Origin of the sequence: Luteipulveratus halotolerans (assembly GCF_001247745.1) — a bacterium.
Taxonomy (GTDB): domain Bacteria; phylum Actinomycetota; class Actinomycetes; order Actinomycetales; family Dermatophilaceae; genus Luteipulveratus; species Luteipulveratus halotolerans.
Genome location: NZ_LAIR01000002.1, coordinates 1,658,851 through 1,681,855, shown reverse-complemented (window position 1 = coordinate 1,681,855; position 23,005 = coordinate 1,658,851). Strand labels below are relative to the sequence as shown.

Below are 23,005 nucleotides of genomic sequence, written 5' to 3'. Positions count from 1 at the left end.
GTGCCATGAGTGACGTCCTTGCCCTCGCGGGAGTCAGTGTCGTACGCGGTGAGCAGCGTCTGCTCGACGACGTCACCTGGGAGGTCGAGGAGGGCGAGCGCTGGGTCGTACTCGGCCCCAACGGTGCTGGCAAGACGACGCTCCTGCAGATCGCAGCAGGCCGCATGCACCCCAGCAGCGGGGTCGCCGGTGTGCTCTCCGAGGTGCTCGGTGCCGTCGACGTCTTCGAGCTCAGACCCCGGATCGGCTTGGCATCAGCGAGCGTTGCCGAGCGCATCCCTGCCTCGGAGCGGGTCGGCGACGTGGTCGTCACGGCGTCGTACGGCATGGTCGGTCGGTGGCGCGAGCACTACGACGCGTTCGACCGCGAGCGTGCCCTCGACCTGCTCGCCGCGCTCGGTGCCAAGCACTTGGTCGACCGGACGTTCGGCACGCTGAGCGAAGGGGAGCGCAAGCGGGTCCAGATCGCCCGTGCCCTCATGACCGATCCCGAGCTGATGCTCCTGGACGAGCCCGCGGCAGGCCTCGACCTCGGCGGACGCGAGGACCTGGTGGCCCGGCTCGGCTCGCTCGCGCAGGACGTCATGGCTCCGGCGATGGTGCTCGTCACGCACCACGTCGAGGAGATCCCGCCCGGGTTCACGGACGTGCTGATGCTGCGCGACGGCAAGGTCGTGGCCGCCGGCCCGCTCGAGCTGACGCTCACGGCCGACAACCTGTCAGCGACGTTCGGGATGCCGCTCGTGCTCGACCGGCACGGTGAGCGCTGGAGCGCGCGCGCTCGCTGAGACCACTGCGCTTGCATCGGTCCTCGATAGGTACGGTGTCGCGGTGTCCTGGGTCGAGATGCTGCTGATCCTGCTCGCCGGAATGGCGGCAGGCACCATCAACACGATCGTGGGTTCGGGCACCCTCGTCACGTTCCCGACGCTGCTGGCGTTCGGCTACCCGGCCGTGACCGCCAACGTGTCCAACACGATCGGCCTGGTCGCGGGCGGCCTCACCGGCACCTGGGGCTACCGCAAGGAGCTCGTCGGCTCGGGTGACCTGCTGAAGCGGCTCGCGCCCATGTCGTTCGTCGGAGCCGTGGTCGGCGCGCTGCTGCTGATCGTCCTCCCGGCGTCGGCGTTCGACGCGATCGTCCCCGTGCTGATCGGCGTCGGGGTGCTGCTGGTGATCTTCGGTCCGGCGCTGCAGCGCAGGGCACTAGCGGCACATCACGAGGACGGTGGCACGGCGCCCGGCTGGCAGCGGGTCGCGCTGCCCGCCGGCATCTTCGTCGCAGGCGTCTACGGCGGATACTTCGGAGCGGCTCAGGGCGTACTCCTGATGGGCCTGATGAGCGTCCTGCTGAGTGACCCCGTGCAACGGATCAACGGCATCAAGAACGTCCTCGGCACCATCGTCAACGCCGTGGCCGCCCTCACGTTCATCGTGGTCGCCACCGACAAGATCGACTGGGCCGTGGCCGGCCTGGTCGGCCTCGGCGCGCTCATGGGCGGCGTCATCGGAGCGCGCGTGGGACGCCGACTGCCGCCGTGGGCGCTGCGGACCTTCATCGTGGTGATCGGCATCGTGGCGATCATCAACCTGCTGCGTTGATCGCCGACGTCGCGTGGCCCGTCGTGGTCGCGCTGGGTCTGGTCTGCGCGTGCGGGGCCCTCACGCAGTCCGTCGCGGGTTTCGGGCTCGCGGTCGTCGCGGCGCCGTTCGTGGTGCTCCTCGCTCCCGATCTCATGCCCGGAGCGCTGCTGGTCCCGAGCGTGGTCCTTCCCCTGGCCGAGCTCAGCCGGGGCTTGCGCGACATCGACGTCCGGTCGCTCGGCTGGGCGACCTTGGGGCGGCTGCTGCTGATGCCCGTCGGCGTCGCGCTGGTGGCGTTCACCTCGGCCGACGTGATCGCCGTCGTGGTGGGCGTGATGGTGCTCGTCGCGGTCGTGGCGTCGGTCCGGACGTTCGACGTACGACCTGCCCCGACCACGGCCTTTGCAGCCGGCACGGTCACCGGCGTGACCGGAACGGCGGCCTCGATCGGCGGGCCGTTCCTGAGCCTGGTGCTCCAGCACGAGCGGCCGAGCCGCATCCGCTCCACGCTCGCCGCGTTCTTCACGATCGGCGCGGCCCTGTCGATCACCGCGCTGAGCCTGGCCGGTGAGATGACGCGCCAGCAGGTGACGGTCGGGCTCTGCTGGGTGCCGTTCCTCGTGCTGGGCGTCCTGGCCGCCGTGCCCGTACGCCGTCGCATGCCGCCCGAACGGATGCGCCGGTACGTCCTCACGGTGGCGACCGTCGCCGGGATCAGCGTCCTGGTCCGGGCGCTGCTCGTCTGAGCCCTCCTTAGGCTGTGCCGGTGCCTGTGCGTATCGACGACCCCACCGATGACCGCGTCCGCGACTACTTCTCGCTGACCGACGTCGCCCTGCGCCGGGTGCTGGAGCCACGGGAAGGGCTCTACCTCGCCGAGAGCGAGAAGGTCATCCGTCGTGCCCTGGCCGCCGGGCACCGCCCGCGGTCCTACCTCATGGCCGAGCGCTGGCTGACCGACCTGGCCGACCTGGTCGAGGACGCCGAGCGCGACGGCGTACCCGTCTACGTCGCCGAGCCGGCCGCCATCGAGCAGATGACCGGCTTCCACCTGCACCGTGGCGCGCTCGCGTCCATGCACCGACCTCAGCCGGTGGCGCCGCGCGAGCTGCTCGACGGCGCGCGGCGCGTCGTGATCCTCGAGGACATCGTCGACCACACGAACGTCGGTGCTGTCTTCCGCTCGGCTGCGGCCCTCGGGTTCGACGCGGTGCTGGTGACGCCGCGGTGCGCCGATCCGCTGTACCGGCGGGCCGTCCGGGTGTCCATGGGCACGGTCTTCCAGGTGCCGTGGACTCGCATCGACCCGTGGCCGCAGAGCGTCTCAGCCCTCCAGGAGGACGGCTGGACCGTCGCTGCACTCGCCCTCGACGAACGCTCGATCTCGTTGGGAGAGCTGGAGACTCGCGCGCCGGAACGGCTGGCGCTCGTGCTCGGCGCCGAGGGAGACGGGCTCACCCGTCGTACGGTCGCGGCGTGCGACCTCGTGGTGCGCATCCCGATGGCCGGAGGTGTGGACTCGCTCAACGTGGCAGCGGCGAGCGCGGTCGCCATGTGGGCCACGCGGCACGCGGACTGAGCGACCCGAACGAGACATACATCACATCGAGTCGTGGACTCGGCACTTCCCATCGCGCCCTGGAATGCGTTTAGGTAGGTAAGCCTTACCTTCCTGAACGTCGAGAGAGGAACGCGGTGAACGCTGCGCACCTGCACCATGTCTTCCACCCCGATCATGCCGACGGCTACGCCCGGCTGATGCACCAGGGCGTCGACCACCTGGCCTCCCAGCTGCGTGGTCGTCACCGTCCGGCGACGGGCCTGCAGCCTGCCGAGGCCCGCGCACGCGTGGAGGCCATCGACCTCGACGAGCCCCTGGGCGATGTCGACGCGACGCTCGCCGAGCTGACCGGGGTCTACCTCGACGACGCGATCTGGTTCCACGACCCGGCGTACGCCGCGCACCTCAACTGCCCGGTCGTCATGCCTGCGCTGCTCGCCGAGCTGTTCGTGTCCGGCGTGAACTCCAGCCTGGACACCTTCGACCAGAGCGTCGGCGGGACGTTCATCGAGCGCCGCCTCGTCGAGTGGACCGCACGTCGACTCGGGCTCGGCGCCACCGCCGACGGGATCTTCACCAGCGGCGGCACCCAGTCCAACCTGCAGGCGTTGCTGATGGCTCGCGCCCAGCACACCGGGGTCGACACCGAACGTCTGCGCATCCTCGCCTCGGCCGACAGCCACTTCTCGGTGATCAAGGCCGCCCGGCTCATGGGCCTGTCGCCCCACGCCGTGACGGCGGTGCCCACCGACAGCGAGCACCGCATGGACGTCGCCGCCCTCGCCACCGCGCTCGCAGACTGCGCCGAGGCCGGTGACGTCGTGATGGCGGTCGTCGCGACCGCGGGCACCACGGACTTCGGTGCGATCGACCCGTTGCGCCCGATCGCGGGCCTGGCGCGCTCGTACGACGCCTGGGTGCACGTCGACGCGGCGTACGGCGGGGGGCTGATCACCTCCGCGCGGCACCGCCCGATGCTGGACGGCGTCGAGCTCGCCGACTCGGTGACGGTGGACTACCACAAGACGTTCTTCCAGCCGGTCTCGGCGAGCGCTGTCATCGTCCGCGACGCCGCGACGATGAGTGCCGTCACGCACCATGCGGACTACCTCAACCCGCGGTCGGCCCAGCAGCCCAACCAGGTCGACAAGAGCATCCAGACCACCCGCCGCTTCGACGCCCTGAAGCTGTGGATCACGTTGCGGCTCATGGGTGCTGACGCGATCGGCTCCTACCTCGACACCGTGATCGACCTCGCTGCGACTGTGGGGGAGCGGCTGGCGGACGACCCGGAGATCGAGCTCGCGGCGCGCCCGGCGCTGAGCACGGTCGTCTTCCGCTACCGGTCAGCGACGATGAGCGAGGAGGAGGCCGACGAGCTCAACCCGCTGCTGCGTCGAGAGCTCTACGCATCCGGCGCGGGCATGGTCGCCGGCACCGTCGTCGACGGCCACGCCTGGCTCAAGCTCACCCTGCTCAACCCGATGGCCACCGAGCGCGACATCCTCGGCCTCGTCGAGCGCGTACGCGGGATAGCCCACGACCTGACCACCACGGCGCTGGCGGAGGTCGGCTGATGCACACCTACGACTTCATCGGCATCGGCCTCGGCCCGTTCAACCTCGGGCTCGCCTGCCTGACCGAACCGATCGACGAGCTCGACGGCCTGTTCCTCGAGGCGCGAGAAGCGTTCGACTGGCACCCCGGCATGATGCTTCCCGACGCGACGCTGCAGGTGCCGTTCCTGGCCGACCTGGTCACCATGGCCGACCCCACGTCGCCGTACTCCTTCCTGGCGTTCCTCAAGGCCACCGGTCGGCTGTACCCGTTCTACATCCGCGAGAGCTTCTACCCGTTGCGCGCCGAGTACAACCAGTACTGCCAGTGGGCCAGCGAACAGCTGGCGAGCGTGCGCTTCGGGCAGGCCGTGCACAGCGTCGAGCACGACGGCGAGGCGTACGTCGTCCGCACGACGGGCGGCGAGAGCCACCGCACGCGCAGGCTGGTGCTCGGCACGGGCACCACGCCCAAGGTCCCGGAGCCGTGCATCGGCCTGGACGGCCCCGTGCTGCACTCGGCCGACTACCTCGGCCGCAAGCCCGAGCTGCAGCGCACCGGGTCGATCACCGTCGTCGGCAGCGGTCAGAGTGCTGCCGAGGTGTACGCTGACCTGCTCGCCGACATCGAGCAGCACGACTACTCGCTGCGCTGGGTGACGCGCTCTCCGCGGTTCTTCCCGATGGAGTACACCAAGCTGACGCTGGAGATGACCTCACCGGAGTACACGCGCTACTTCCAGTCGCTCCCCGCCGAGACCCGCGGCGGCCTGCTTCGGGACCAGCGGGGCCTCTACAAAGGGATCAGCTCGGACACCATCGACGCGATCTTCGACACGCTCTACGCCAAGCAGGTGGCCGGCGGCGTACCGACCACTCTGCTCACCTGCATGGAGCTGACGTCGGCCGCATGGGACGGCTCGTCGTACACCCTTGGACTGCACCACCAGGAGCAGCACGAGGACATCGCGCTCGAGACCGAGTCCCTCGTGCTGGCAACGGGATACGGCGCCAGTGTGCCGGCGTTCCTCGACCCGGTCCGCGACCGGATCCGGTGGGACGAGCAGGGCAGCTACGCCGCGACCGAGACCTACGACGTCGACGTCCACGGCGGTGAGATCTTCGTCCAGAACGGTGAGGAGCACACGCACGGCTTCGTCGCTCCCGACCTGGGCATGGGCGCCTACCGCAGCTCGGTGATCATCGCTCGGATGCTCGGCCACGAGGTCTATCCCGTCGAGCGCCGGATCGCGTTCCAGGAGTTCGGAGCGCCCGAGCGCATGCGGGTCGGACAGGCGGTGGTCCGATGATCGCGGCGCCCGTCGGCACCATCACGACCCAGCCGGTCGTCCCTGCCCGTGACGCCGAGCTGCTGCACGCCTGGGTGACGCACCCGCGCTCGGTGTTCTGGGGGATGCAGGACTCGAGCGTCGAGCAGGTGCGTGAGGAGTACGAGCGGATGGGGAACGACCCGCACCACCACGCCTACCTCGGCGTCGTCGACCGCGTCCCGCAGTTCCTCACCGAGCGCTACGACCCGATGCAGCGTGAGCTCGTCGGTGTCCCAGAGATCCAGCCGGGCGACGTGGGCATGCACGTCCTCGTCGGGCCGACCGACCGGCCCGTCCCCGGGTTCACCGCCGCCGTCATGCGGGCGGTTCTGCAGATGTGCTTCCGACCTGAGGAGGTCCGACGCGTGGTCGTCGAGCCCGATGTCCGCAACACCAAGATCGCCGCGCTCAACGCCGCGGCCGGGTTCCGCGTCCTGCGCGAGGTCAACCTCGGCCACAAGACGGCGGCGTTGTCTGCCGTGACCCGTGAGCAGTTCGCCACCTCGACGATCGGCGGTGCACGTTGAGTACGACCACAGCACCCGAGCACGCCGACCTCGCCGGGCACCTCACCCCGGTCGCGATGGAGCGCGCCCAGCGGTCGCTGGTGTGCAAGGCCATCGCCGAGCTCAGCCACGAGCGTCTGATCGCCCCGGAGCCTGGCGCCGACGGCTACCGGCTGACCGTTGCTGGCGGGCGGGTCACGTACCGCTTCCGTGCACGCGTCCACCAGCTGGAGCACTGGGTGATCGAGCCTGACTCCGTGGACCGCGAGATCGACGGCGTACCAGCACGACTCGATGCCCAAGAGCTCATCAGCGAGCTCGCTCCCGTACTCGGCATCCCGGACTCGCTGCTTCCGACGTACCTCGAGGAGATCGCGAGCACCCTGAGCGCAGCGGCCTGGAAGCTGCAGCACAGCACGCTCTCGTCCGACGAGCTCCTCGACGCCGACTATCAGCAGGTGGAGGCGGCCATGACCGAGGGGCACCCGGCGTTCATCGCCAACAACGGACGGATCGGCTACGGCGCCGACGACTACGCGGCGTACGCCCCTGAGACGGGATCGCCGGTGCGCCTGGTGTGGCTGGCCGCTCGTCGCGACTGCACGCACCTCGCGTGTGGCGACGGCCTCGACGAGGCGACCCTCCTGGAGGGCGAGCTGGGCCGGGCCACCCTCGACCGATTCGCCGATCGGCTCGTCGGGCTGGGGCTGGACGCCGCCGACTACGCGTACGTCCCCGTGCACCCGTGGCAGTGGCGCAACAAGATCGCGATCACCTTCGCACCCGACCTGGGCCGCCGCGACCTGGTGTGGCTCGGCGAAGGTGAGGACACCTACCAAGCGCAGCAGTCGATCCGGACGTTCTTCAACACCGCGACCCCGGACAAGCACTACGTCAAGACCGCGCTGTCGATCCAGAACATGGGCTTCATGCGTGGCCTCTCACCCAAGTACATGCGAGCCACCCCGGCCATCAACGACTGGGTCGCCGGCGTGGTGCAGGCCGACGAGACGCTGCAGGACTGCGGGTTCTCCGTGCTGCGCGAGCGCGCGTCCGTGGGCTACACCGGCGACGCGTTCCACCGGCTCACCCAGGTCTCGCCCTACCAGAAGATGATCGCCGCGCTCTGGCGCGAGAGCCCGGCACCGCGTTTGCAGCCCGGTGAGCGGCTGGCGACGATGGCGTCGCTGCTCCACCGCGACGCCGACGGGATCTCGTTGGTGTCGCGCATGATTCAGGCTTCACCGCTCAGCGCGCAGGAGTGGGTGCGGACCTACCTGCGCGCCCACCTGAGGCCGCTCGTGCACTGTCTGCTGAGGTACGAGCTCGCCTACATGCCGCACGGCGAGAACCTCATCATGGTGCTGCGCGACCACGTGCCGGTGCGCATGATCATGAAGGACGTCGGCGAGGAGATCGCTGTCATGGGCGACATCGAGCTGCCGCCGGAGATCGAGCGGGTGCGCGCCGACGTGCCGCAGGACGTGCGTGCCCTGGCCATCCACACGGACGTGTTCGACGGCGTATTCCGTTACATCGCAGCGATTCTCGACGATGACGGCGTGCTGTCGGAGCACGACTTCTGGAGTGAGGTCGGTCGGTGCGTCCGCGAGCACGAGCGCGACCACCCCGAGCTGGGTGAGGTCGCACAGCGGTACGACTTCTTCCGGCCGACCTTCCGGCACAGCTGCCTCAACCGGCTCCAGCTGCGCAACACGCTGCAGATGGTCGACCTGGCCGATCAGGCCGAGTCGCTCATGTTCGCAGGCGATCTCGACAACCCCATTGCGTCGCACGCCCGGGGGTGAGACGACGTACGCCGCCCGTTCACGCGGGGTGAGCGGGCGGCGTACGGCAGGACGTCAGGAGGCCGGGACCTCGAACGTCGCGGTGATGACGCCGCGCGCGAGGATCTGACCGACGGCCGTACCCATCGTCGCGGCCGCGCTGGCGCTGTCGTCGAGGCCGAGCGGCTCACCACCGATCGCCTGCACGGCGAACATGTAGCGGTGCGGCCCGTCACCGGCTGGGGGAGCGGCGCCGTCGTAGCGCTTGTTGCCGAAGTCGTTGCGCACCTGGAAGGCACCCTCCGGCAGATCGGTGCCGGACCCGGCGCCCGCCGGCAACGACGTCGTGTCGGCGGGCAGGCCGACCAGCAGCCAGTGCCACCATCCCGAAGGAGTGGGTGCGTCGGGGTCGAAGCAGGTCACGATGTAGGACGTCGTGCCCTCTGGCGCGCCGGACCACGACAGCTGCGGCGAGGTGTTGCCGCCGGTCATGCCCCAGTCGTCGAAGACCTGTGCGTCCGGCAGCGCGTCGCCGTCGCTGAAGGACTCACTGGTCACCTGCAGGGACGGGACCTGGGGGAGGAGGGAGTACGGATCGGGGTGCTCAGGGCGATCAAGACTCATGTGCCCGACGATAGGCCCCAGGCCTGCGCGAGCAGGCTGTAGGAGTCGCGACGCTCCTGTGCGTCGTGGATGTTGGTCGTGACCATCAGCTCGTCGGCACCGGCAGCCTCCGCGCGTGCCCGGATGCCCTCGGCGACCTGATCGGGCGTACCGACGGTCGCGAACTGCCCGAACGCCGACCCGATCGACTCATCCAGCTCGCTCCACTCGTGCGCGGCCGCCTCCTCAGGAGAGGGCAGCGGACCGGGCCGGTTCTGGCGCAGTCGCACCATCGACAGCTGCGCTGCGCGGGCGAGCGCGTGCGCCCGCTCTTCGCTGGGCGAGGCGATCGCGGCGACCGCGAGCAGCGAGTAGGGCTTCGTCGGGGCGCCTTCGCGCTGCTGGGGCCGGAACGACTCGCGGTAGGCCTCCATCGCCTCGACCGGATCTGCCGTACCGAAGTGTCCCGCGAACGCGAACGGCGTCCCGAACGCGCCGGCCGCGCGCGCACCGAACAGGCTGGAACCCAGGATCCAGACCGGAGGCAGCGGGACGTCGGTGGGCTGAGCCGAGATGGGCTCGAACGGGTGGCCCTCGGGGAACCCGTCGACGTAGGCGACCAGCTCGGCGTACTGCTGGGGGAAGTCGTCGGCGCCGAGCGCCTCACGGCTGCGGCGCAGCGCCAACGCGGTGAGCTGATCGGTGCCGGGTGCCCGGCCGATGCCGAGGTCGATGCGCCCGGGATGCAGCGCCTCGAGGACCCGGAACGTCTCGGCGACCTGGAGCGGCGCATGGTTGGGCAGCATGATGCCGCCCGAACCCACGCGGATCCGTGAGGTCGCTGCGGCCACCGACGCGATCATCACCGGGGGAGCCGTGCTGGCGACGCTCGCGATGTTGTGGTGCTCCGCCACCCAGAAGCGTTCGTAGCCGTCGCGCTCGGTCGAGCGTGCGAGCTCGATGGTCTCGCGGACGGCGTCGGACGACGTACGTCCGGCGGAGACAGGGGAGAGGTCGAGGACCGACAGCGGCATCGTCACTGCGGCGACAACGCGCGTACGGGATCACCCATTCCGTCGCAGGTCCCATCGACCGATGAGCGAGCCGTCCTCGTGCAGCAAGGACGCCAGCGCCCCTCGCCCGGACACGTTGTCTCCGTTGAGGATTCGCGTGCCATCCCCTCCGACGACCAGGGGCGACCAGGTCAGGCAGAGCTCGTCGACGAGATCGTTGCCGATCAGGTCAGCCGCCAGGCTCGGTCCGCCCTCGCACAGCACCCGACGCAGACCGCGTTCGGCGAGCCGGGCCACGACGTCGGCGAGGTCGACGCTGTCTCGGCCGGCTCGCACGACGTTGTGGGCGCCGAGCTCGTCCTCGCTCCTGCGGACGGCGGCGTCGTCGGCCAGCGTCGTGGTCGCGAGCAGCACGTCACCGCCCTCGCGGGGGCGCAGCAGGTCGGGCACGCGCCCCCTGCCGGTCACGACGAGTATCGCGGGGTGCGCGGCACGGCCGCGGCGCAGCGACGACCACCGTTGATCGGTGACGGCCGGCTCGTACTTCTCCGCCCGCGCGGTGCCCGCACCGACGAGGACGACGTCGGACCACGCTCGCAGCAGGGCGAACACGGCGTTGTCGGCCGGTGTGTTGATCGAGCCGGACCGGCCGTCCGCGCCGACACCGGATCCGTCGAGAGTGCTGACCATGTTGAGCCGGACGAGCGTCTCGGACGACCCCGGGGTGTCGTACAGCGCGATCAGGTCGGCGTCGGACACGTCGCCGGAATGGTCTGGGGCCGGGAGCAACTGGTGCATGAGTCCATCAAACCTGTCGTCGTGTCAGGATGACCCATGGGCAAGAAGAAGAAGGACGACAAGAAGAAGTCGAAGAAGGACGACGACCTCAAGGTCAAGAAGTCCGACAAGTCCGACAAGTCCGACAAGGGCAAGGACAAGGACACGAAGTCCTCCGGCGGTCTGTCGGCCGCCCTGCGTGACGAGCTCAAGGTCACCGAGGGCTTCGTGCTCGCCGACGTCGACCCGCACTCCACGCCCGGTTTCGACGGAGACAAGGACGACGCCGCCGAGATCATGAGCTCGGTCGACGACGAGCTCGCCGACCTGCAGGAGCGTCTCTACGCCGAGGGCCGCGACGGCGAGGGTCGGTCAGTCCTGCTGCTGATCCAGGGCATGGACACCTCCGGTAAGGGCGGCATCATGCGCCACGTCGTCGGCGCCGTCGACCCGCAGGGCATCCAGCTGACGTCGTTCAAGGCGCCCACCAAGGAAGAACAGGCGCACCCCTTCCTGTGGCGCATCCGCAACGCGCTGCCGAAGCCCGGCTACATCGGGGTCTTCGACCGGTCGCAGTACGAGGACGTCCTGATCGTGCGCGTGCACGACCTGGTACCCCGCTCGACGTGGATGCGGCGCTACGGCCAGATCAACACCTTCGAGAAGGGCGTCGTCGACAAGGGCACGACGATCATCAAGGTGATGCTCCACATCTCCTCCGAGGAGCAGAAGGCACGTCTGACCGAGCGGCTCGACCGCCCTGACAAGCACTGGAAGTACAACCCCGGCGACATCGACGAGCGCGAGTACTGGGACGCCTACCAGGAGTCGTACCAAGCATTGCTCGACCGGACCTCCACCGACGAGGCGCCGTGGTTCGTGGTGCCGGCCGACCGCAAGTGGTACGCGCGGCTCGCGGTCCAGCAGCTGCTGCTGGAGCACCTGCGCGAGCTCGACCCGCAGTGGCCCGAGGCGACCTTCGACGTCGAGGCCGAGAAGGCCCGCCTCCAGGAGTCCTAGAGGTCAGCGCCCGGTCGCACGCAGCACGACGAGCGAGCGACCGGGCACCTCGACCTCGGCACCCCGGGTGATGGTGCTCCGCTCGCCGTCGGGGTCGTACGCCGCGTCGGTCGCGAGCGCGACCTGCCACCCGTCCTCGTGCACGTCCGGCACGGTGAACGTCACGGCATCGCTGTGGGCGTTGAACATCAGGAGCATGTGGTCGTCGACGACGGGACGTCCGGTGGCGTCGGGTGTGCTGATCGCATCTCCGTTGAGGAAGACCATGAGGGTGCGCGCGTAGCCGTTGCGCCAGTCGAGCTCGTGCATGGCCTCACCTGACGAGGCGTACCACTCGATGTCGCCGAGCTCACTCGCGCCGCCGTGGTCGGCATCGCCGGCGAAGAACCTGCGCCGCCTGAAGGTCGGGTGCTGCTGGCGTAGAGCGATCGCCGCCCGGGTGAAGTCGAGCAGGTCGCGGCGCTCGTCGTCGAGCTCCCAGTCGACCCAGGCGATCTCGTTGTCCTGGCAGTAGACGTTGTTGTTGCCCCGCTGAGTGCGACCGAGCTCGTCGCCGTGCGAGATCATCGGCACGCCCTGGCTGAGCAGCAGGGTCGCGAGGAAGTTGCGCTGCTGCTGCGCTCGCAACCGGGTGATGTCGACGTCGTCCGTCTCGCCCTCGACCCCACAGTTCCACGACCTGTTGTGGCTCTCGCCGTCGCGGTTGTCCTCACCGTTGGCCTGGTTGTGCTTGTCGTTGTACGAGACCAGGTCACGCATCGTGAACCCGTCGTGGGCCGTGACGAAGTTGACGGAGGCGATGGGACGGCGGCCGGAATGGGCGTACAGGTCGCTGGAACCGGTGATGCGCGAGGCGAACTCGCCGAGCGCGGCCGCCTCACCGCGCCAGTAGTCACGCACCGTGTCGCGGTAGCGGCCGTTCCACTCGGTCCACAGCGGTGGGAAGTTGCCGACCTGGTAGCCGCCGTCGCCGAGGTCCCAGGGCTCGGCGATGAGCTTGACCTGCGAGACGACCGGGTCCTGCTGGATCACGTCGAAGAACGCCGAGAGCCGGTCGACCTCGTGGAACTGCCGGGCGAGCGTCGCGGCCAGGTCGAACCGGAACCCGTCGACGTGCATGTCGTTCACCCAGTAGCGCAGCGAGTCCATGATCAGCTGCAGCACGTGCGGGTGGCGCATCAGCAGGCTGTTGCCGGTACCGGTGGTGTCGTAGTAGTGCTTCTTGTCGTCGTCGACGAGCCGGTAGTAGGCGGCGTTGTCGATGCCGCGGAACGCCAGCGTCGGCCCCAGCTCGTTGCCCTCGGCGGTGTGGTTGTAGACCACGTCGAGGATGACCTCGATGTCGGCCTCGTGCAGCGACTTGACCATCGCCTTGAACTCGGTGACCTGCTGCCCTCGTGAGCCCGAGGCGCTGTAGGCGTTGTGCGGGGCCAGGAACCCGATCGTGTTGTAGCCCCAGTAGTTGGACAGGCCCTTCTCGACCAGGGTGGTGTCCTGCACGAACTGGTGCACCGGCATCAGCTCGACGGCTGTGATGCCGAGCTGCTGGAGGTGCTCGATGATCGCCGGGTGGGCGATGCCGGCGTACGTGCCGCGGATCTCCTCGGGCACCTCGGGGTGGGTCATCGTCAGCCCACGCACGTGCGTCTCGTAGATCACGCTCTCGTGGTACTCGTGGCCCGGCGGCCGGTCGTGACCCCAGTCGAAGAACGGGTTGATCACCACCGAGGTCATCGTGTGGCCGAGCGAGTCGTCCTTGTTGCGCCGGCGCCGGTTGGCGAAGCGGTAGGAGAACAACGACTCGTCACCGTCGATCTGCCCGTCGATCGCCTTGGCGTAGGGGTCGAGCAGCAGCTTGCTCGGATCGCAGCGGTGACCGGACGCGGGCTCGTACGGGCCGTGGACGCGGTAGCCGTAGCGCTGACCGGGCTGGATCCCGGGGACGTACGCGTGCCACACGTGACCGTCGACCTCACTCAGGGCGATGCGACGTTCGTCACCGTTGTCGTCGATGAGGCACAGCTCGACCAGCGTGGCGACCTCGGTGAACAGCGCGAAGTTGACGCCGCTCCCGTCGAACGTCGCGCCCAGGGGATAGGCCTTACCCGGCCAGGTGTCCACATCGTCCTTTCGCGTCCCGCTCGACTCACGGGCCATTGTGGTGCACGGAGCTGCGGCGTGGCGCGGCTACCGTGGTCTGCGTGATCGCACTGGCGCCAGGAGGCATCGCGTGGTGAAGGGGCTGAAGTCCCGGCTGCGAGCGATCCTGTCCGTCGTGCCAGGGCTGCTCGGCCTGGCCCGACTCACGGCCGAGACCGTACGCGTGTGCATGCGGTGGCGGGTCACGGGTCTCGCCGCCGAGGCGGGGTTCTTCGCGCTGCTGTCGCTGCCGCCCCTGATCTTCGGACTGCTGGGTGCGGTCGGTTATCTCGCCAAGCCGCTGGGCTCGGACGTTCGGGAGCGGGTCAAGACCAACATCATCGACTACGCCGACCAATTCCTCACCCCGGACGTGATTACCGGCGTCATCCAGCCCACCCTCGACAACGCCCTGAGCGGCGGTCGCGCCGACGTCATCTCGATCGGGTTCCTGCTGAGCCTGTGGTCCGGGTCGCGATGTCTCAACGTCCTGCTCGACACGATCTCGATCATGTACGGCCAGGGCGGGATGCGCGGCATCATCCAGACCCGCGTGATGAGCCTGTCGCTGTACTTCGTCTCGTTGCTCTTCGCCGCGGTGCTGATCCCGCTCATGCTGCTCGGACCTGATCTGCTGAGCAAGGCGGTGCCGCCCGAGCTGGAGTTCCTGATGATCTTCTACTGGCCCGTGGTCGGCGGCGTCACGATCATCGGGTTCGCGACGCTGTTCTTCATCGCCACGCCCAAGCGGGCGCCCTGGGTGCGCGACCTCCCCGGCGCGACGCTGACGCTGGTGATCTGGGTGCTGTCGTCGTTCGGGCTGCGCTGGTTCCTCGGCAACTCGGTCGACGGGTTCACGGTCTACGGCCCGCTGTCCGCGACGATCGTCATCCTGATCTGGCTCTACTTCCTCGGTATCGGCGTCCTGATCGGTGCGGCGCTCAACGCCGCGGCGTCGCGTCTGTGGCCGCCGCCCGAGCTGGCTCCGCTGCACGAGAAGGCCAAGGAGTGGATCGGCGACGGTGTCGCCCGGCTGCTCCCGGTGGAGGAGCGCGCCGCACGTAGTCGTGACGACGGCGGAGACGACGAGGGCACCGGCTTGGACTCGTCCCGCGCCATCGGCTAGGGTCGGCGGGCAGCGAGACGCCCGGTCGGGAGTCCTCGCCAGACCTCTGCGGACATAGCTCAGTTGGTAGAGCGCAACCTTGCCAAGGTTGAGGTCGCCGGTTCGAGCCCGGTTGTCCGCTCTGATCTCCTCGTGAGATCTGCCCGGTTCGCCGGGCGTGGTGGAGTGGCCGAGAGGCGAGGCAACGGCCTGCAAAGCCGTCTACACGGGTTCAAATCCCGTCTCCACCTCCAACAGCCGACGCGGCCCTTCCGGGCGCGTCGGCTTTGTCGTGTCCGGACCCCGTCGTCGTACGCCTGGCGTCCACGCGGGCGCCGCCGTTCGGGTCCACGCCGAGGGGCGGCGACCGTCCTGCGCATCAGTCGTCGAGCCCTGTGTTCACGCGGCGTTCCGGGGCCGGAAAGGCCCGGATCACCCGCCCGTGGGGAGCCGTTTTGTGACTCGGGGCGTTCGTCGGATACAGTTCTCTCCGTTGCGCAGACGGCTTCGGCCAGAGCGCAGCAGGCGGACATAGCTCAGTTGGTAGAGCGCAACCTTGCCAAGGTTGAGGTCGCCGGTTCGAGCCCGGTTGTCCGCTCTCCTGATCCCTTCGCGGGGATCAGGTCAGGGCGATTGGCGCAGCGGTAGCGCGCTTCCTTGACACGGAAGAGGTCACTGGTTCAAACCCAGTATCGCCCACCAGAGGATTAGGCCCCTGACCTGCGGAAACGCAGAGTCAGGGGCCTTTTGTTTTCCCCGCGCGTCGGTTGCTCTCGGATGCGAGGGCCACAGAACGAGTTGGCCCCTGCAGTGCGGGAACGCTCGGGCGCTGGACAGGTTTGGCCCCTGTCCTTGTTCTTGGGGCTGCGAGAATCAGCACCGTGGATCTCCACATCGACCTCGACGCCGCGGCAGCCGAGCTGACCGTCCGGCTCAGCAAGCGTTGTGACCTCGACATCAGTCCGCTCACGTGGAAGGACATGGGCGACGACTACGACACCCCGTGGGCGACGGAGCGTGCGACCATTCGGGCGCCGTACTCGGTCGGCGTCGAGGTCCATCGAGGAAGCGAGGAGGGCAGGCTCGTCCTGTACGCCGGCGGGTGGGCTGACCTGGAGTACTGGAGTGGATCTGCGTCGGACGACGTCGTCGATCGCGCGCCCGGGTACAACGACTGGCTTGATGTCCCACGCTTCGCTGCGGTTGTCGGGGAGTTCCTCGAGCACTTTCGCCCGGGCGGCTGAACTCAACGCCAGTTGTCGACCGGCTTCGCGTCGGTGAAGCGCTCGACAGAGTCGGCCTTGAGGGCAGAGCACCGGGCTCGAGGCCCGGAGGGCGCAGGGGCAGAACCTTCCGCGCAAGCGACAACAACCTGGACAGGCGGACGATGACGAACAGCTATGCGCTCGGGCAGCTGAGCAAGGCCTTCCTCACGGCGACCACGCACGAGGATCCCGACGTGCGCCGCCGTGCCGATGGGCGTGCCCAGCGTTGGGTTCAGGCCATGGAGCGGATGGCTGACGGAGGCGTCGAGGTCGGCTCGCGCGTCCCTGCTCGAGGACTTCCGAGCTGGGTGACGCTCGAAGTGCTTCGTGGAGGGTTCGCCACGGGCAGCGCCCTGGCCGAGGTGCCGCTGCAGGCCGACGAGATTGCCCTCGCCCTTCGGCTGGGAATTCCGGCAGCGCGGCGACTGATCTTCGGGTACTACCTCACCGACGCGGGCCTCGACGAGTTGTACGACCTTCTCGACTCAGGCGCCTATCGGGTCGACATCCCCGAGGACGCAGCACTTCTCACCATGGCGTGGCTCGTGCGTGCGGGAGACCGGGCAGCAGCGCTCGATGTGCTGGAGGCAGTGGCGCCGTACGCCGAGAAGCTCAGGTTGGCGCCGAAGCCTGCGAACGCTTCAGTCACACCACCGGACCACGTCTTTCGGATCTCGGCGGGCGAAGCAGCTGACGCGCTTCGCAGCCGGGAGCCGAACGTACGGGTGGAGGCTCAGCGCGAGGCACTTGCCGTATGGAACCCTTTCGGCGAGCGAGTTCTCTCGCTATGGCTCGAGCGGTACCGGGACGGTCAGGTCTCATTGGACTATGACGCCGCCTGGCGCGCCACTGCCTCCGCGCTTGTCGACGAGTACGACCGTCTCGCGGCGACGCACACACTCTGCACGAAGCACAGGAAGCCGAAGGAGAACCTTGCCATCCTGCTCCGTGCGCTGAGGGCTGTCGGTCGCGGCGAGGATCTGCCCGGCCGCGACATCGGCCTGGTCCGGTGTGCCATCGAGGGCCAGATCGCGAAGCGTGGACGGCCGGGGTCCAAGGAGCACGCCGCTCTGCGGGATTGGCAGCGAGTTGTCGCGATGTCGCCGGCACACAGCCAACTCGCGGCAGTCGCTGCTGAGCGTCTGAACAGCCTCGATTCGGCCGAGGGCATTGAGCAGCCGGAAGCCTTCTCCGGAGACGTCACTCCGGAGGAAGCAGCTCAGTCCGGAGTCCCAGAAGGCTCCGCGATGCCCCCGATCGTTCCCCGGGTGCTGACTCGTGCGCATTCGGCTCCGATTGAGGTACTGCTCAAGGGAGGCGTGGTGCCGTCGGCCGAAGTGCTCGCTGCGTTGGTGCCCCGGATCAGCGCGTCAGTCGTCGCCTCGGGTTTCGCCGACCAAGCCCTCGCAAGGCTGGCCGCCGCGAACTACAAGGCGTTTCGCCGGCGTCGGTCGCTTCTACTGCTCAATCTGGAGAAGCAGATCCAGATCACCGAGCTTCCCTGGGTGCGTGCAGTCATTGCATACAGCCATGCCACGACGGATGAGGCGATGGCAGTCGCCCGCCGTGTCGGTGCGCTCGCGCTCGATCACTTCCCTTCCACGATCTTGCCGAATCCGCTGGTTCAGGAACTCCACCATCTGCTCTCGGCCGGCGGCCACGACATTCCGCTCGTGGAGGAGTTGGCCGCCGACATCTTCATGGGCCGGTTCTCGGACAAGTTCCGCCGGGCTGCTCATGGAGCGGCGCGAGTCATCGGAGGCACCCTTTACGCCGACTACTACGGAATCGATACCGGGCAGATCCTGAGTCTCGCCGAGCCCGTCAAGCCCCAGACGTCGTCCGGTTGGATCCGGCGAGGAGTTCGGCCGACCGAGCCGGGGCTGGGCTTCGGTGACCTTTGTTGGACGCGCGCCGGACGCACGCCGGACGGTGCATCGTCCGTCGCAGCCAACGGGACGATCATCGAGCAATCCCAGATCCTGACGACGCACAACCTCGCCGTTCTCGTGTCGATCGGCGTGAAGCCGACACGGCCTTGGATCGACCTCGCCCGCGATGCGATCGATCGCACCGGCGCGCTGCTCGAGCTCGCATCCCGACAGCGGCGCCCTCTCGCTACGGTGAAGGACGCGGCCTATGCCTGGCGGCAGGCTGTCTTCTTCCTGAGCGTGGCTGATCCTGCGGGCGCTCAGGCGCTCCTCTGCGACAGCTCATTGACGACCTCAGCGCCTCAGGTCATGAACGAACTGGTGGTGCACCTGCGCCAGGTCGCGGATGGCCAGCCCGTCGACGGCGAGCGTTCGCCTTTTCTCGGATGGACAGTCGGCCGGCACTGGATCCTCGACGCCATCGGCCACAACCGTGGCATCTCCGTTTCGTGACGGTGCCGTGGCAGATGTGTGACCGGTCACACCTTGTGCTGCAGAACCGCGGCATGCCTGACCATTCACATAGGAACGCACTCTTGGGCCGGCGCTCATCGATCGGTGCGTAGCGTCCGGCTCACGGGCCCAGTCGAGCCCGCTTCACTGTCGCCCCACTCGCGTGGGTCCGTGTTTCGAGAGGAACCGTGATGAAGCGCCTTCTGATCGGAGCCACCGCCCTGGTGGTGGCTCTCGGAGCTCTCCCAGCCGCTCCAGCTCACAGCGCCGTCGTGGCGCCGTCCGCAGTCACCCTGCCGACCGTGTCGTACGGCGTCGGGTCGTTCGCGACGATGATCACCAGCTCGCTCGCCTCGGTGCGCTCGGGCCCGACCGTCTACAGCTCGCTCGCCTGCACGACCCAGCCCGGACTCACGAGCACCAACCGGACGGCCTCGGTCACCACCAAGGCACTCAGCGCGGGCGTGACGACGACGAGTGCTCGTACGACGGGCAGCTCGACCAGCCGCACCGCTGAGGGCACCACGTCGGTCGCCGGGCTGAACCTCCTGTCCGGCCTCGTGTCGGCCTCCGCCATCACGACGCGCACCACCTCGACCGTGACGAGCGCAGGGGGCTGCCAGTGGCACCAACGCGACGAGCCTGGTCGGTCTGAAGATCAACGGCAAGGGCATCAACGCCACCGTCCCGGCCAACACGACGATCCCTCTCACGCTCGACGGGCTCTCGCTCGGGAAGGTCGTGCTCAACGAGCAGTACAAGGTCGTCGTCGACGGGCTGGTGCGCAATACGACGCGTGCCCTGTCGGTGACCATCCAGGCGCCCAACCGGCTCGGCATCCCGATCGGCACGCAGATCGTGGTGGGTCAGTCGGCCGCCTACCTCGGTTCGATGGCCAAGGGGTACACCGTCGGTCAGGGCTACGGGCTGAAGGCCAATGCCCTGGACGGTGCGGTGAAGGCCGGTCCGGTGAGCTACCTGCCCGTGGCCTGCGTGACGGGTGCCGGTCGAGCGAACGTCGTCTCGACGGGCCTGCCGTTGCTGGCGTCGCTCGGGGCGGTCGACACGACCACGAGCAGCACCACGGGCAGCACGGTCAAGAGCTCGGTGACCAGCACGGTCGCCGGTGCGTCGGTGCTCAACCTGATCACGCTCACGGCGATCAAGGCGCAGACCTCGACGACGCGACCGACGCGTACGAGCCCCGTCACGCTCAGTGACACCTCACAGTTCGTGGGGCTCAAGGTGGCTGGCATGCCCGCGATCAACGACTCGGTCAAGCCCAACACCACGGTGAAGATCCCGGGTCTGGGATCAGTGACGTTCCACCGAGTTGCCAAGACCTCCAACGGGATTCGCGTGACGATGGTCTACATCGTCCTGGACCGGATCCTCGGAACGCTGCCGACAGGCAGCGTGGTCGAGATCGGTGTCTCGGAGACCGGCGTCCGCTGATCACCCCCGAGAGCCGACCGGCCTCGTACCCCACGACGGGGTACGAGGCCGATCGGCGTCCGGTCGTCGGTCAGTCGACCGCGAGCTCACCCAGCTCGGACCACTGCTCGCCGGGGACGGTCGTGTTGATGATGCGCGGCGTCTCGACGAGGTGGGGCGGCAGGTCGCGCTGAGCCTGCTTGAAGTGCTCGGACCCGACGTGGGCCTCGGCGGCGTCGTCCTTGAAGGCCTCGAGCAGGACGTACTCGTTCGGGTCGTCCAGGCTGCGCGACCAGTCGAACCAGAGGTTGCCGGGCTCAGCGCGGGTCGCCTCGGTGAAGTCGCGGACGATCTCGGGCCAGCGGTCGGCGTCCTCGGGGCGGACGCGGAACCGTGCGGTGATGGCGATCAACGTGCCTCCTGGTCTCGGGCAGCCCTCGGCTGCGAGGTGTGGTCGTCTCCGATGCTAGACGCCGACATGGTTGGCTCTGCCTGCACGGTTGGACCGATCAGGGGAGGCAGCCGATGGTCGACCGCAACGAGGCGGTGGCCGAGCTCGGCGAGCGACGCGCGAGTGGTGTGCTCGAGATCAGCCATGACCCTGAGTGCTTCGAGCGGGGCGGCTTCTGGGCCGTGGTGATGACGTTCGAGGGCGAGCTGACGGCCGTACGCATGACGCCGGGGGAGCTGGCGACGCCGCGCCGGTACGAAGGCCCGGCTCCGCGGCTGAGCGACGCCGCACAGGAGGCGTGGACGTCGTCGCTGGACCGCGCGGCATACGAGGACGGTGTGCGCGAGATCAGGCGACGGATCGCCCGCGGCGAGGTCTACCAGGTCAACCTCTGCCGGGTGCTCAGCCACGAGATCGCACCGGAGGCCGACCTGGACGTGCTGGCCGCCGTCCTGCGGCAGGGCAACCCGGCGCCGTACGCCGCTCGTATCCACGTCCCCGAGGCCGGTCTGGACGTCGTGTGCGCCTCGCCCGAGCTCTACCTGCGCCGCGAGGGCCGGCGGCTGGTGTCGTCGCCGATCAAGGGCACGGCCCCGACCGCGGAGGAGATGCTCGACAAGGACGTCGCCGAGAACGTCATGATCACCGACCTGGTCCGCAACGACATATCTCCGGTCGTCGAGCCCGGCACGGTCGCCGTCGAGGACCTGTGCGTGCCCGAGGCGCACCCGGGCCTCACCCACCTCGTGTCGACGGTGACCGGCACGCTGCGACCCGACGTCACATGGTCGGACGTCCTGGCTGCGACGTTCCCGCCCGGTTCGGTCTCCGGTGCGCCGAAGTCCACTGCGCTGCAAGCGATCTCAGATCTGGAGCCCGTTGATCGCGGCCCCTACTGCGGAGCCGTGGGCTGGATCGACGCCGATCACGACCAGGCCGAGCTCGCCGTCGGCATCCGGACGTTCTGGGCCGAGCACGACGGCGTACGCCGGTGGCTGCACTTCGGGACGGGCGCCGGGATCACGTGGGGTTCGGACCCTGAGGGGGAGTGGTGGGAGACTGTCCTGAAGGCGCGTCGCCTGATCTCACTGGCCGCGCCCATCACGGACGCACGCAGCAGCAGGGGAGACACCGAGTGACCATCCGCATCTGGGTCAACGGCGAGCGGGTCGACGACAAGCCGGCGATCAGCGCGCTCGACCACGGCGTGACCGTGGGCGACGGCGTGTTCGAGACCTGCAAGGTGGTCGACGGCGAGGTGTTCGCCCGGACCCGCCACCACGACCGCCTCGACCGCTCGTTGGCCGGCCTCGGACTGCCGGCGGCCGACCGCGACTACCTCGACGAGGGCATCGAGGCTGTGCTCAAGGAGGCCAAGGGGCTCACCCGGCTGCGCTACACCGTGACCGGTGGAGTCGGGCCGCTCGGCTCCGAGCGCGGTACGAGCGGACTCACCTATGTGGTGATGGCCACCGAGATCGACCGCCCGGCGCCGACGACGCGGGTCGTCACCGTCCCGTGGCCCCGCAACGAGCGCAGCGCCGTCGCCGGTCTGAAGACGACCTCGTACGCCGAGAACGTCGTCGCGCTCAAGCGCGCGCGTGACGCCGGAGCGACCGAGGCTCTGATGCCCAACACGCGCGGTGAGCTGTGCGAGGGCACCGGCAGCAACGTGTTCGTCGTCTCGGGCGACCGCATCCTGACGCCGCCGCTGGAGTCCGGTGCGCTCGCCGGCGTCACGCGGGCGCTGGTGCTGAAGTGGGGTGCCGAGGCCGGGCTGCCCGTCCACGAGACGATGCTGCCGATGTCGATGCTGCAGACCTGTGACGAGCTGTTCATCACCTCCTCGACCCGTGACGTACAGCCCGTCTCGGCCGTCGACGACCGTGAGCTCGGGGCGCCCGGTCCGCTGACCTCCGCGATCTCCGAGGTGTTCGCCCGCGCCGCCGATCAGGACGGAGACCCGACGTGACCGACGAGAAGACCTACAAGGAGCCCGACGCGCTGATCAGCGCCGAGGAGGACCGCTTCGCCTGGCGACGCAAGATCAAGTCCAACCCGACCACGCGCGTCGCCTATCGCGTGGCGGTGGCCCTGGTCGGCCTCGCGATCGTCGCGGTCGGTGTCGCGGCGATCCCGCTGCCCGGTCCGGGCTGGCTCATCGTGTTCCTCGGCCTGGGTGTGTGGGCCTCGGAGTTCGACTGGGCGGCGCGGCTGCTCGACTGGGTCAAGGGCAAGGTGACCGCCTGGACCAGGTGGCTCGGCCGGCAGTCGTGGTGGGTCAAGGCGGTCGTCACGCTGCTGACCATCGCGCTCGTGCTGGCGATCTTCTACGCACTGTTCGCGGTGAGCGGCGTGCCGGGCCTGCTGCCGGATGCTGTCGAGGACGAGCTGCACCAGATGCCCGGGCTCGGCTGACCCGACCCGATTAGGGGTTGAGTCCGTTCGCGGGCTATCCTCTCGGTCGCGCCACCAACGCGGTTCCTGCC

At 68.9% G+C, this 23,005-nt stretch carries 21 protein-coding genes, 4 tRNA genes and 1 pseudogene; 21 read left to right on the top strand and 5 right to left on the bottom strand.

The features are described 5' to 3' along the window. Positions 1 to 5: 5 nt before the first annotated feature. The 8 genes from VV01_RS08640 to VV01_RS08605 all read left to right on the top strand — a co-directional run bounded on the left by VV01_RS08640 (position 6) and on the right by VV01_RS08605 (position 8,346). Positions 6 to 788, top strand: a complete 783-nt coding sequence (locus VV01_RS08640) for an ABC transporter ATP-binding protein (RefSeq protein WP_050669524.1) — start codon at positions 6 to 8, stop codon at positions 786 to 788. Positions 789 to 831: 43 nt separating this feature from the next. Continuing rightward, positions 832 to 1,602, top strand: coding sequence for a sulfite exporter TauE/SafE family protein (locus VV01_RS08635; RefSeq protein ID WP_050671819.1), 771 nt, complete (start codon positions 832 to 834; stop codon positions 1,600 to 1,602). After that, on the top strand, positions 1,599 to 2,330 hold the full coding sequence (locus VV01_RS08630) for a TSUP family transporter (protein WP_050669523.1): 732 nt from the start codon (positions 1,599 to 1,601) through the stop codon (positions 2,328 to 2,330). The genes VV01_RS08635 and VV01_RS08630 overlap by 4 nt, the downstream gene beginning before the upstream one ends. 20 nt (positions 2,331 to 2,350) lie before the next feature. Then, entirely contained in the window at positions 2,351 to 3,163 is an 813-nt protein-coding gene (locus VV01_RS08625) for a TrmH family RNA methyltransferase (RefSeq protein ID WP_050671818.1), read from the top strand. A gap of 116 nt (positions 3,164 to 3,279) precedes the next feature. Further along, positions 3,280 to 4,722 (top strand): pyridoxal phosphate-dependent decarboxylase family protein, encoded by a 1,443-nt coding sequence (locus VV01_RS08620; protein ID WP_050669522.1) that lies wholly within the window; start codon positions 3,280 to 3,282, stop codon positions 4,720 to 4,722. Then, entirely contained in the window at positions 4,722 to 6,011 is a 1,290-nt protein-coding gene (locus tag VV01_RS08615) for a lysine N(6)-hydroxylase/L-ornithine N(5)-oxygenase family protein (protein WP_050669521.1), read from the top strand. The genes VV01_RS08620 and VV01_RS08615 overlap by 1 nt, the downstream gene beginning before the upstream one ends. Then, positions 6,008 to 6,559 (top strand): GNAT family N-acetyltransferase, encoded by a 552-nt coding sequence (locus VV01_RS08610; RefSeq protein ID WP_050669520.1) that lies wholly within the window; start codon positions 6,008 to 6,010, stop codon positions 6,557 to 6,559. The genes VV01_RS08615 and VV01_RS08610 overlap by 4 nt, the downstream gene beginning before the upstream one ends. Next, on the top strand, positions 6,556 to 8,346 hold the full coding sequence (locus VV01_RS08605; RefSeq protein ID WP_050669519.1) for an IucA/IucC family protein: 1,791 nt from the start codon (positions 6,556 to 6,558) through the stop codon (positions 8,344 to 8,346). Before VV01_RS08610 ends, VV01_RS08605 begins: the two co-directional genes overlap by 4 nt. Positions 8,347 to 8,400: 54 nt before the next feature. On the opposite strand, the gene VV01_RS08600 is transcribed toward VV01_RS08605, so the two are convergent. The 3 genes from VV01_RS08600 to VV01_RS08590 are packed head-to-tail and all read right to left on the bottom strand — an operon-like array spanning position 8,401 to position 10,700. Continuing rightward, the gene (locus VV01_RS08600; protein ID WP_050669518.1) at positions 8,401 to 8,949 is read right to left on the bottom strand and encodes a YbhB/YbcL family Raf kinase inhibitor-like protein; all 549 of its coding nucleotides are present in this window, start codon (positions 8,947 to 8,949) and stop codon (positions 8,401 to 8,403) included. After that, entirely contained in the window at positions 8,946 to 9,962 is a 1,017-nt protein-coding gene (locus VV01_RS08595; RefSeq protein ID WP_050671817.1) for an LLM class flavin-dependent oxidoreductase, read from the bottom strand. Before VV01_RS08595 ends, VV01_RS08600 begins: the two co-directional genes overlap by 4 nt. Before the next feature lie 30 nt (positions 9,963 to 9,992). Continuing rightward, positions 9,993 to 10,700, bottom strand: a complete 708-nt coding sequence (locus VV01_RS08590) for a dihydrofolate reductase family protein (RefSeq protein WP_231635193.1) — start codon at positions 10,698 to 10,700, stop codon at positions 9,993 to 9,995. Positions 10,701 to 10,775: 75 nt separating this feature from the next. Here VV01_RS08590 and VV01_RS08585 point away from each other — a divergent pair, with 75 nt between their 5' ends. Next, complete coding sequence (locus tag VV01_RS08585; protein ID WP_050669516.1) at positions 10,776 to 11,738, top strand: polyphosphate kinase 2 family protein; 963 nt, start codon at positions 10,776 to 10,778, stop codon at positions 11,736 to 11,738. Positions 11,739 to 11,741: 3 nt separating this feature from the next. On the opposite strand, the gene glgX is transcribed toward VV01_RS08585, so the two are convergent. Next, entirely contained in the window at positions 11,742 to 13,859 is a 2,118-nt protein-coding gene (gene glgX / locus VV01_RS08580; RefSeq protein WP_050669515.1) for a glycogen debranching protein GlgX, read from the bottom strand. Positions 13,860 to 13,968: 109 nt separating this feature from the next. On the opposite strand from glgX, the gene VV01_RS08575 reads away from it, so the two are divergent. The 9 genes and pseudogenes from VV01_RS08575 to VV01_RS08535 all read left to right on the top strand — a co-directional run bounded on the left by VV01_RS08575 (position 13,969) and on the right by VV01_RS08535 (position 20,086). Beyond that, the gene (locus tag VV01_RS08575; protein ID WP_231635192.1) at positions 13,969 to 15,003 is read left to right on the top strand and encodes a YihY/virulence factor BrkB family protein; all 1,035 of its coding nucleotides are present in this window, start codon (positions 13,969 to 13,971) and stop codon (positions 15,001 to 15,003) included. Positions 15,004 to 15,051: 48 nt separating this feature from the next. Continuing rightward, positions 15,052 to 15,124: transfer RNA gene (locus tag VV01_RS08570), tRNA-Gly, on the top strand. A 38-nt stretch (positions 15,125 to 15,162) separates the two neighbouring features. Further along, positions 15,163 to 15,236 (top strand) — tRNA-Cys (locus VV01_RS08565). 271 nt (positions 15,237 to 15,507) lie between these two features. After that, a tRNA-Gly gene (locus tag VV01_RS08560) sits at positions 15,508 to 15,580 on the top strand. Between the two features lie 29 nt (positions 15,581 to 15,609). Further along, positions 15,610 to 15,684, top strand: a tRNA-Val gene (locus VV01_RS08555). 179 nt (positions 15,685 to 15,863) lie between these two features. Next, positions 15,864 to 16,226, top strand: coding sequence for a hypothetical protein (locus VV01_RS08550; RefSeq protein ID WP_050669514.1), 363 nt, complete (start codon positions 15,864 to 15,866; stop codon positions 16,224 to 16,226). A 143-nt stretch (positions 16,227 to 16,369) separates the two neighbouring features. Then, complete coding sequence (locus tag VV01_RS08545; protein WP_050669513.1) at positions 16,370 to 18,631, top strand: hypothetical protein; 2,262 nt, start codon at positions 16,370 to 16,372, stop codon at positions 18,629 to 18,631. Between the two features lie 191 nt (positions 18,632 to 18,822). After that, positions 18,823 to 19,453, top strand: a pseudogene (locus tag VV01_RS24910) (choice-of-anchor P family protein); the annotation flags it as partial. 69 nt (positions 19,454 to 19,522) lie between these two features. Beyond that, complete coding sequence (locus VV01_RS08535; protein WP_331456473.1) at positions 19,523 to 20,086, top strand: choice-of-anchor P family protein; 564 nt, start codon at positions 19,523 to 19,525, stop codon at positions 20,084 to 20,086. A gap of 70 nt (positions 20,087 to 20,156) precedes the next feature. Here the strand turns inward: VV01_RS08535 and VV01_RS08530 are convergent, their stop codons facing one another. Next, positions 20,157 to 20,477, bottom strand: coding sequence for a putative quinol monooxygenase (locus VV01_RS08530; protein ID WP_050669510.1), 321 nt, complete (start codon positions 20,475 to 20,477; stop codon positions 20,157 to 20,159). A gap of 113 nt (positions 20,478 to 20,590) precedes the next feature. On the opposite strand from VV01_RS08530, the gene VV01_RS08525 reads away from it, so the two are divergent. The 3 genes from VV01_RS08525 to VV01_RS08515 are packed head-to-tail and all read left to right on the top strand — an operon-like array spanning position 20,591 to position 22,934. Beyond that, positions 20,591 to 21,655, top strand: a complete 1,065-nt coding sequence (locus tag VV01_RS08525; RefSeq protein ID WP_050669509.1) for a chorismate-binding protein — start codon at positions 20,591 to 20,593, stop codon at positions 21,653 to 21,655. Next, a complete protein-coding gene (locus VV01_RS08520) occupies positions 21,652 to 22,488 on the top strand; it encodes an aminotransferase class IV (RefSeq protein ID WP_050669508.1) in 837 nt (278 codons plus the stop codon). Before VV01_RS08525 ends, VV01_RS08520 begins: the two co-directional genes overlap by 4 nt. Next, entirely contained in the window at positions 22,485 to 22,934 is a 450-nt protein-coding gene (locus VV01_RS08515) for a TIGR02611 family protein (RefSeq protein ID WP_050669507.1), read from the top strand. Before VV01_RS08520 ends, VV01_RS08515 begins: the two co-directional genes overlap by 4 nt. Positions 22,935 to 23,005: the final 71 nt, after the last annotated feature.

Coding starts and splice junctions, on each gene's coding strand:
- VV01_RS08585 (WP_050669516.1), top strand. CDS start 10,776: ATGGGCAAGAAGAAGAAGGACGACAAGAAGAAGTCGAAGAAGGACGAC.
- VV01_RS08545 (WP_050669513.1), top strand. CDS start 16,370: ATGACGAACAGCTATGCGCTCGGGCAGCTGAGCAAGGCCTTCCTCACG.
- VV01_RS08640 (WP_050669524.1), top strand. CDS start 6: ATGAGTGACGTCCTTGCCCTCGCGGGAGTCAGTGTCGTACGCGGTGAG.
- VV01_RS08600 (WP_050669518.1), bottom strand. CDS start 8,949: ATGAGTCTTGATCGCCCTGAGCACCCCGATCCGTACTCCCTCCTCCCC.
- VV01_RS08615 (WP_050669521.1), top strand. CDS start 4,722: ATGCACACCTACGACTTCATCGGCATCGGCCTCGGCCCGTTCAACCTC.
- VV01_RS08595 (WP_050671817.1), bottom strand. CDS start 9,962: ATGCCGCTGTCGGTCCTCGACCTCTCCCCTGTCTCCGCCGGACGTACG.
- VV01_RS08525 (WP_050669509.1), top strand. CDS start 20,591: ATGGTCGACCGCAACGAGGCGGTGGCCGAGCTCGGCGAGCGACGCGCG.
- VV01_RS08535 (WP_331456473.1), top strand. CDS start 19,523: ATGGCCAAGGGGTACACCGTCGGTCAGGGCTACGGGCTGAAGGCCAAT.
- VV01_RS08610 (WP_050669520.1), top strand. CDS start 6,008: ATGATCGCGGCGCCCGTCGGCACCATCACGACCCAGCCGGTCGTCCCT.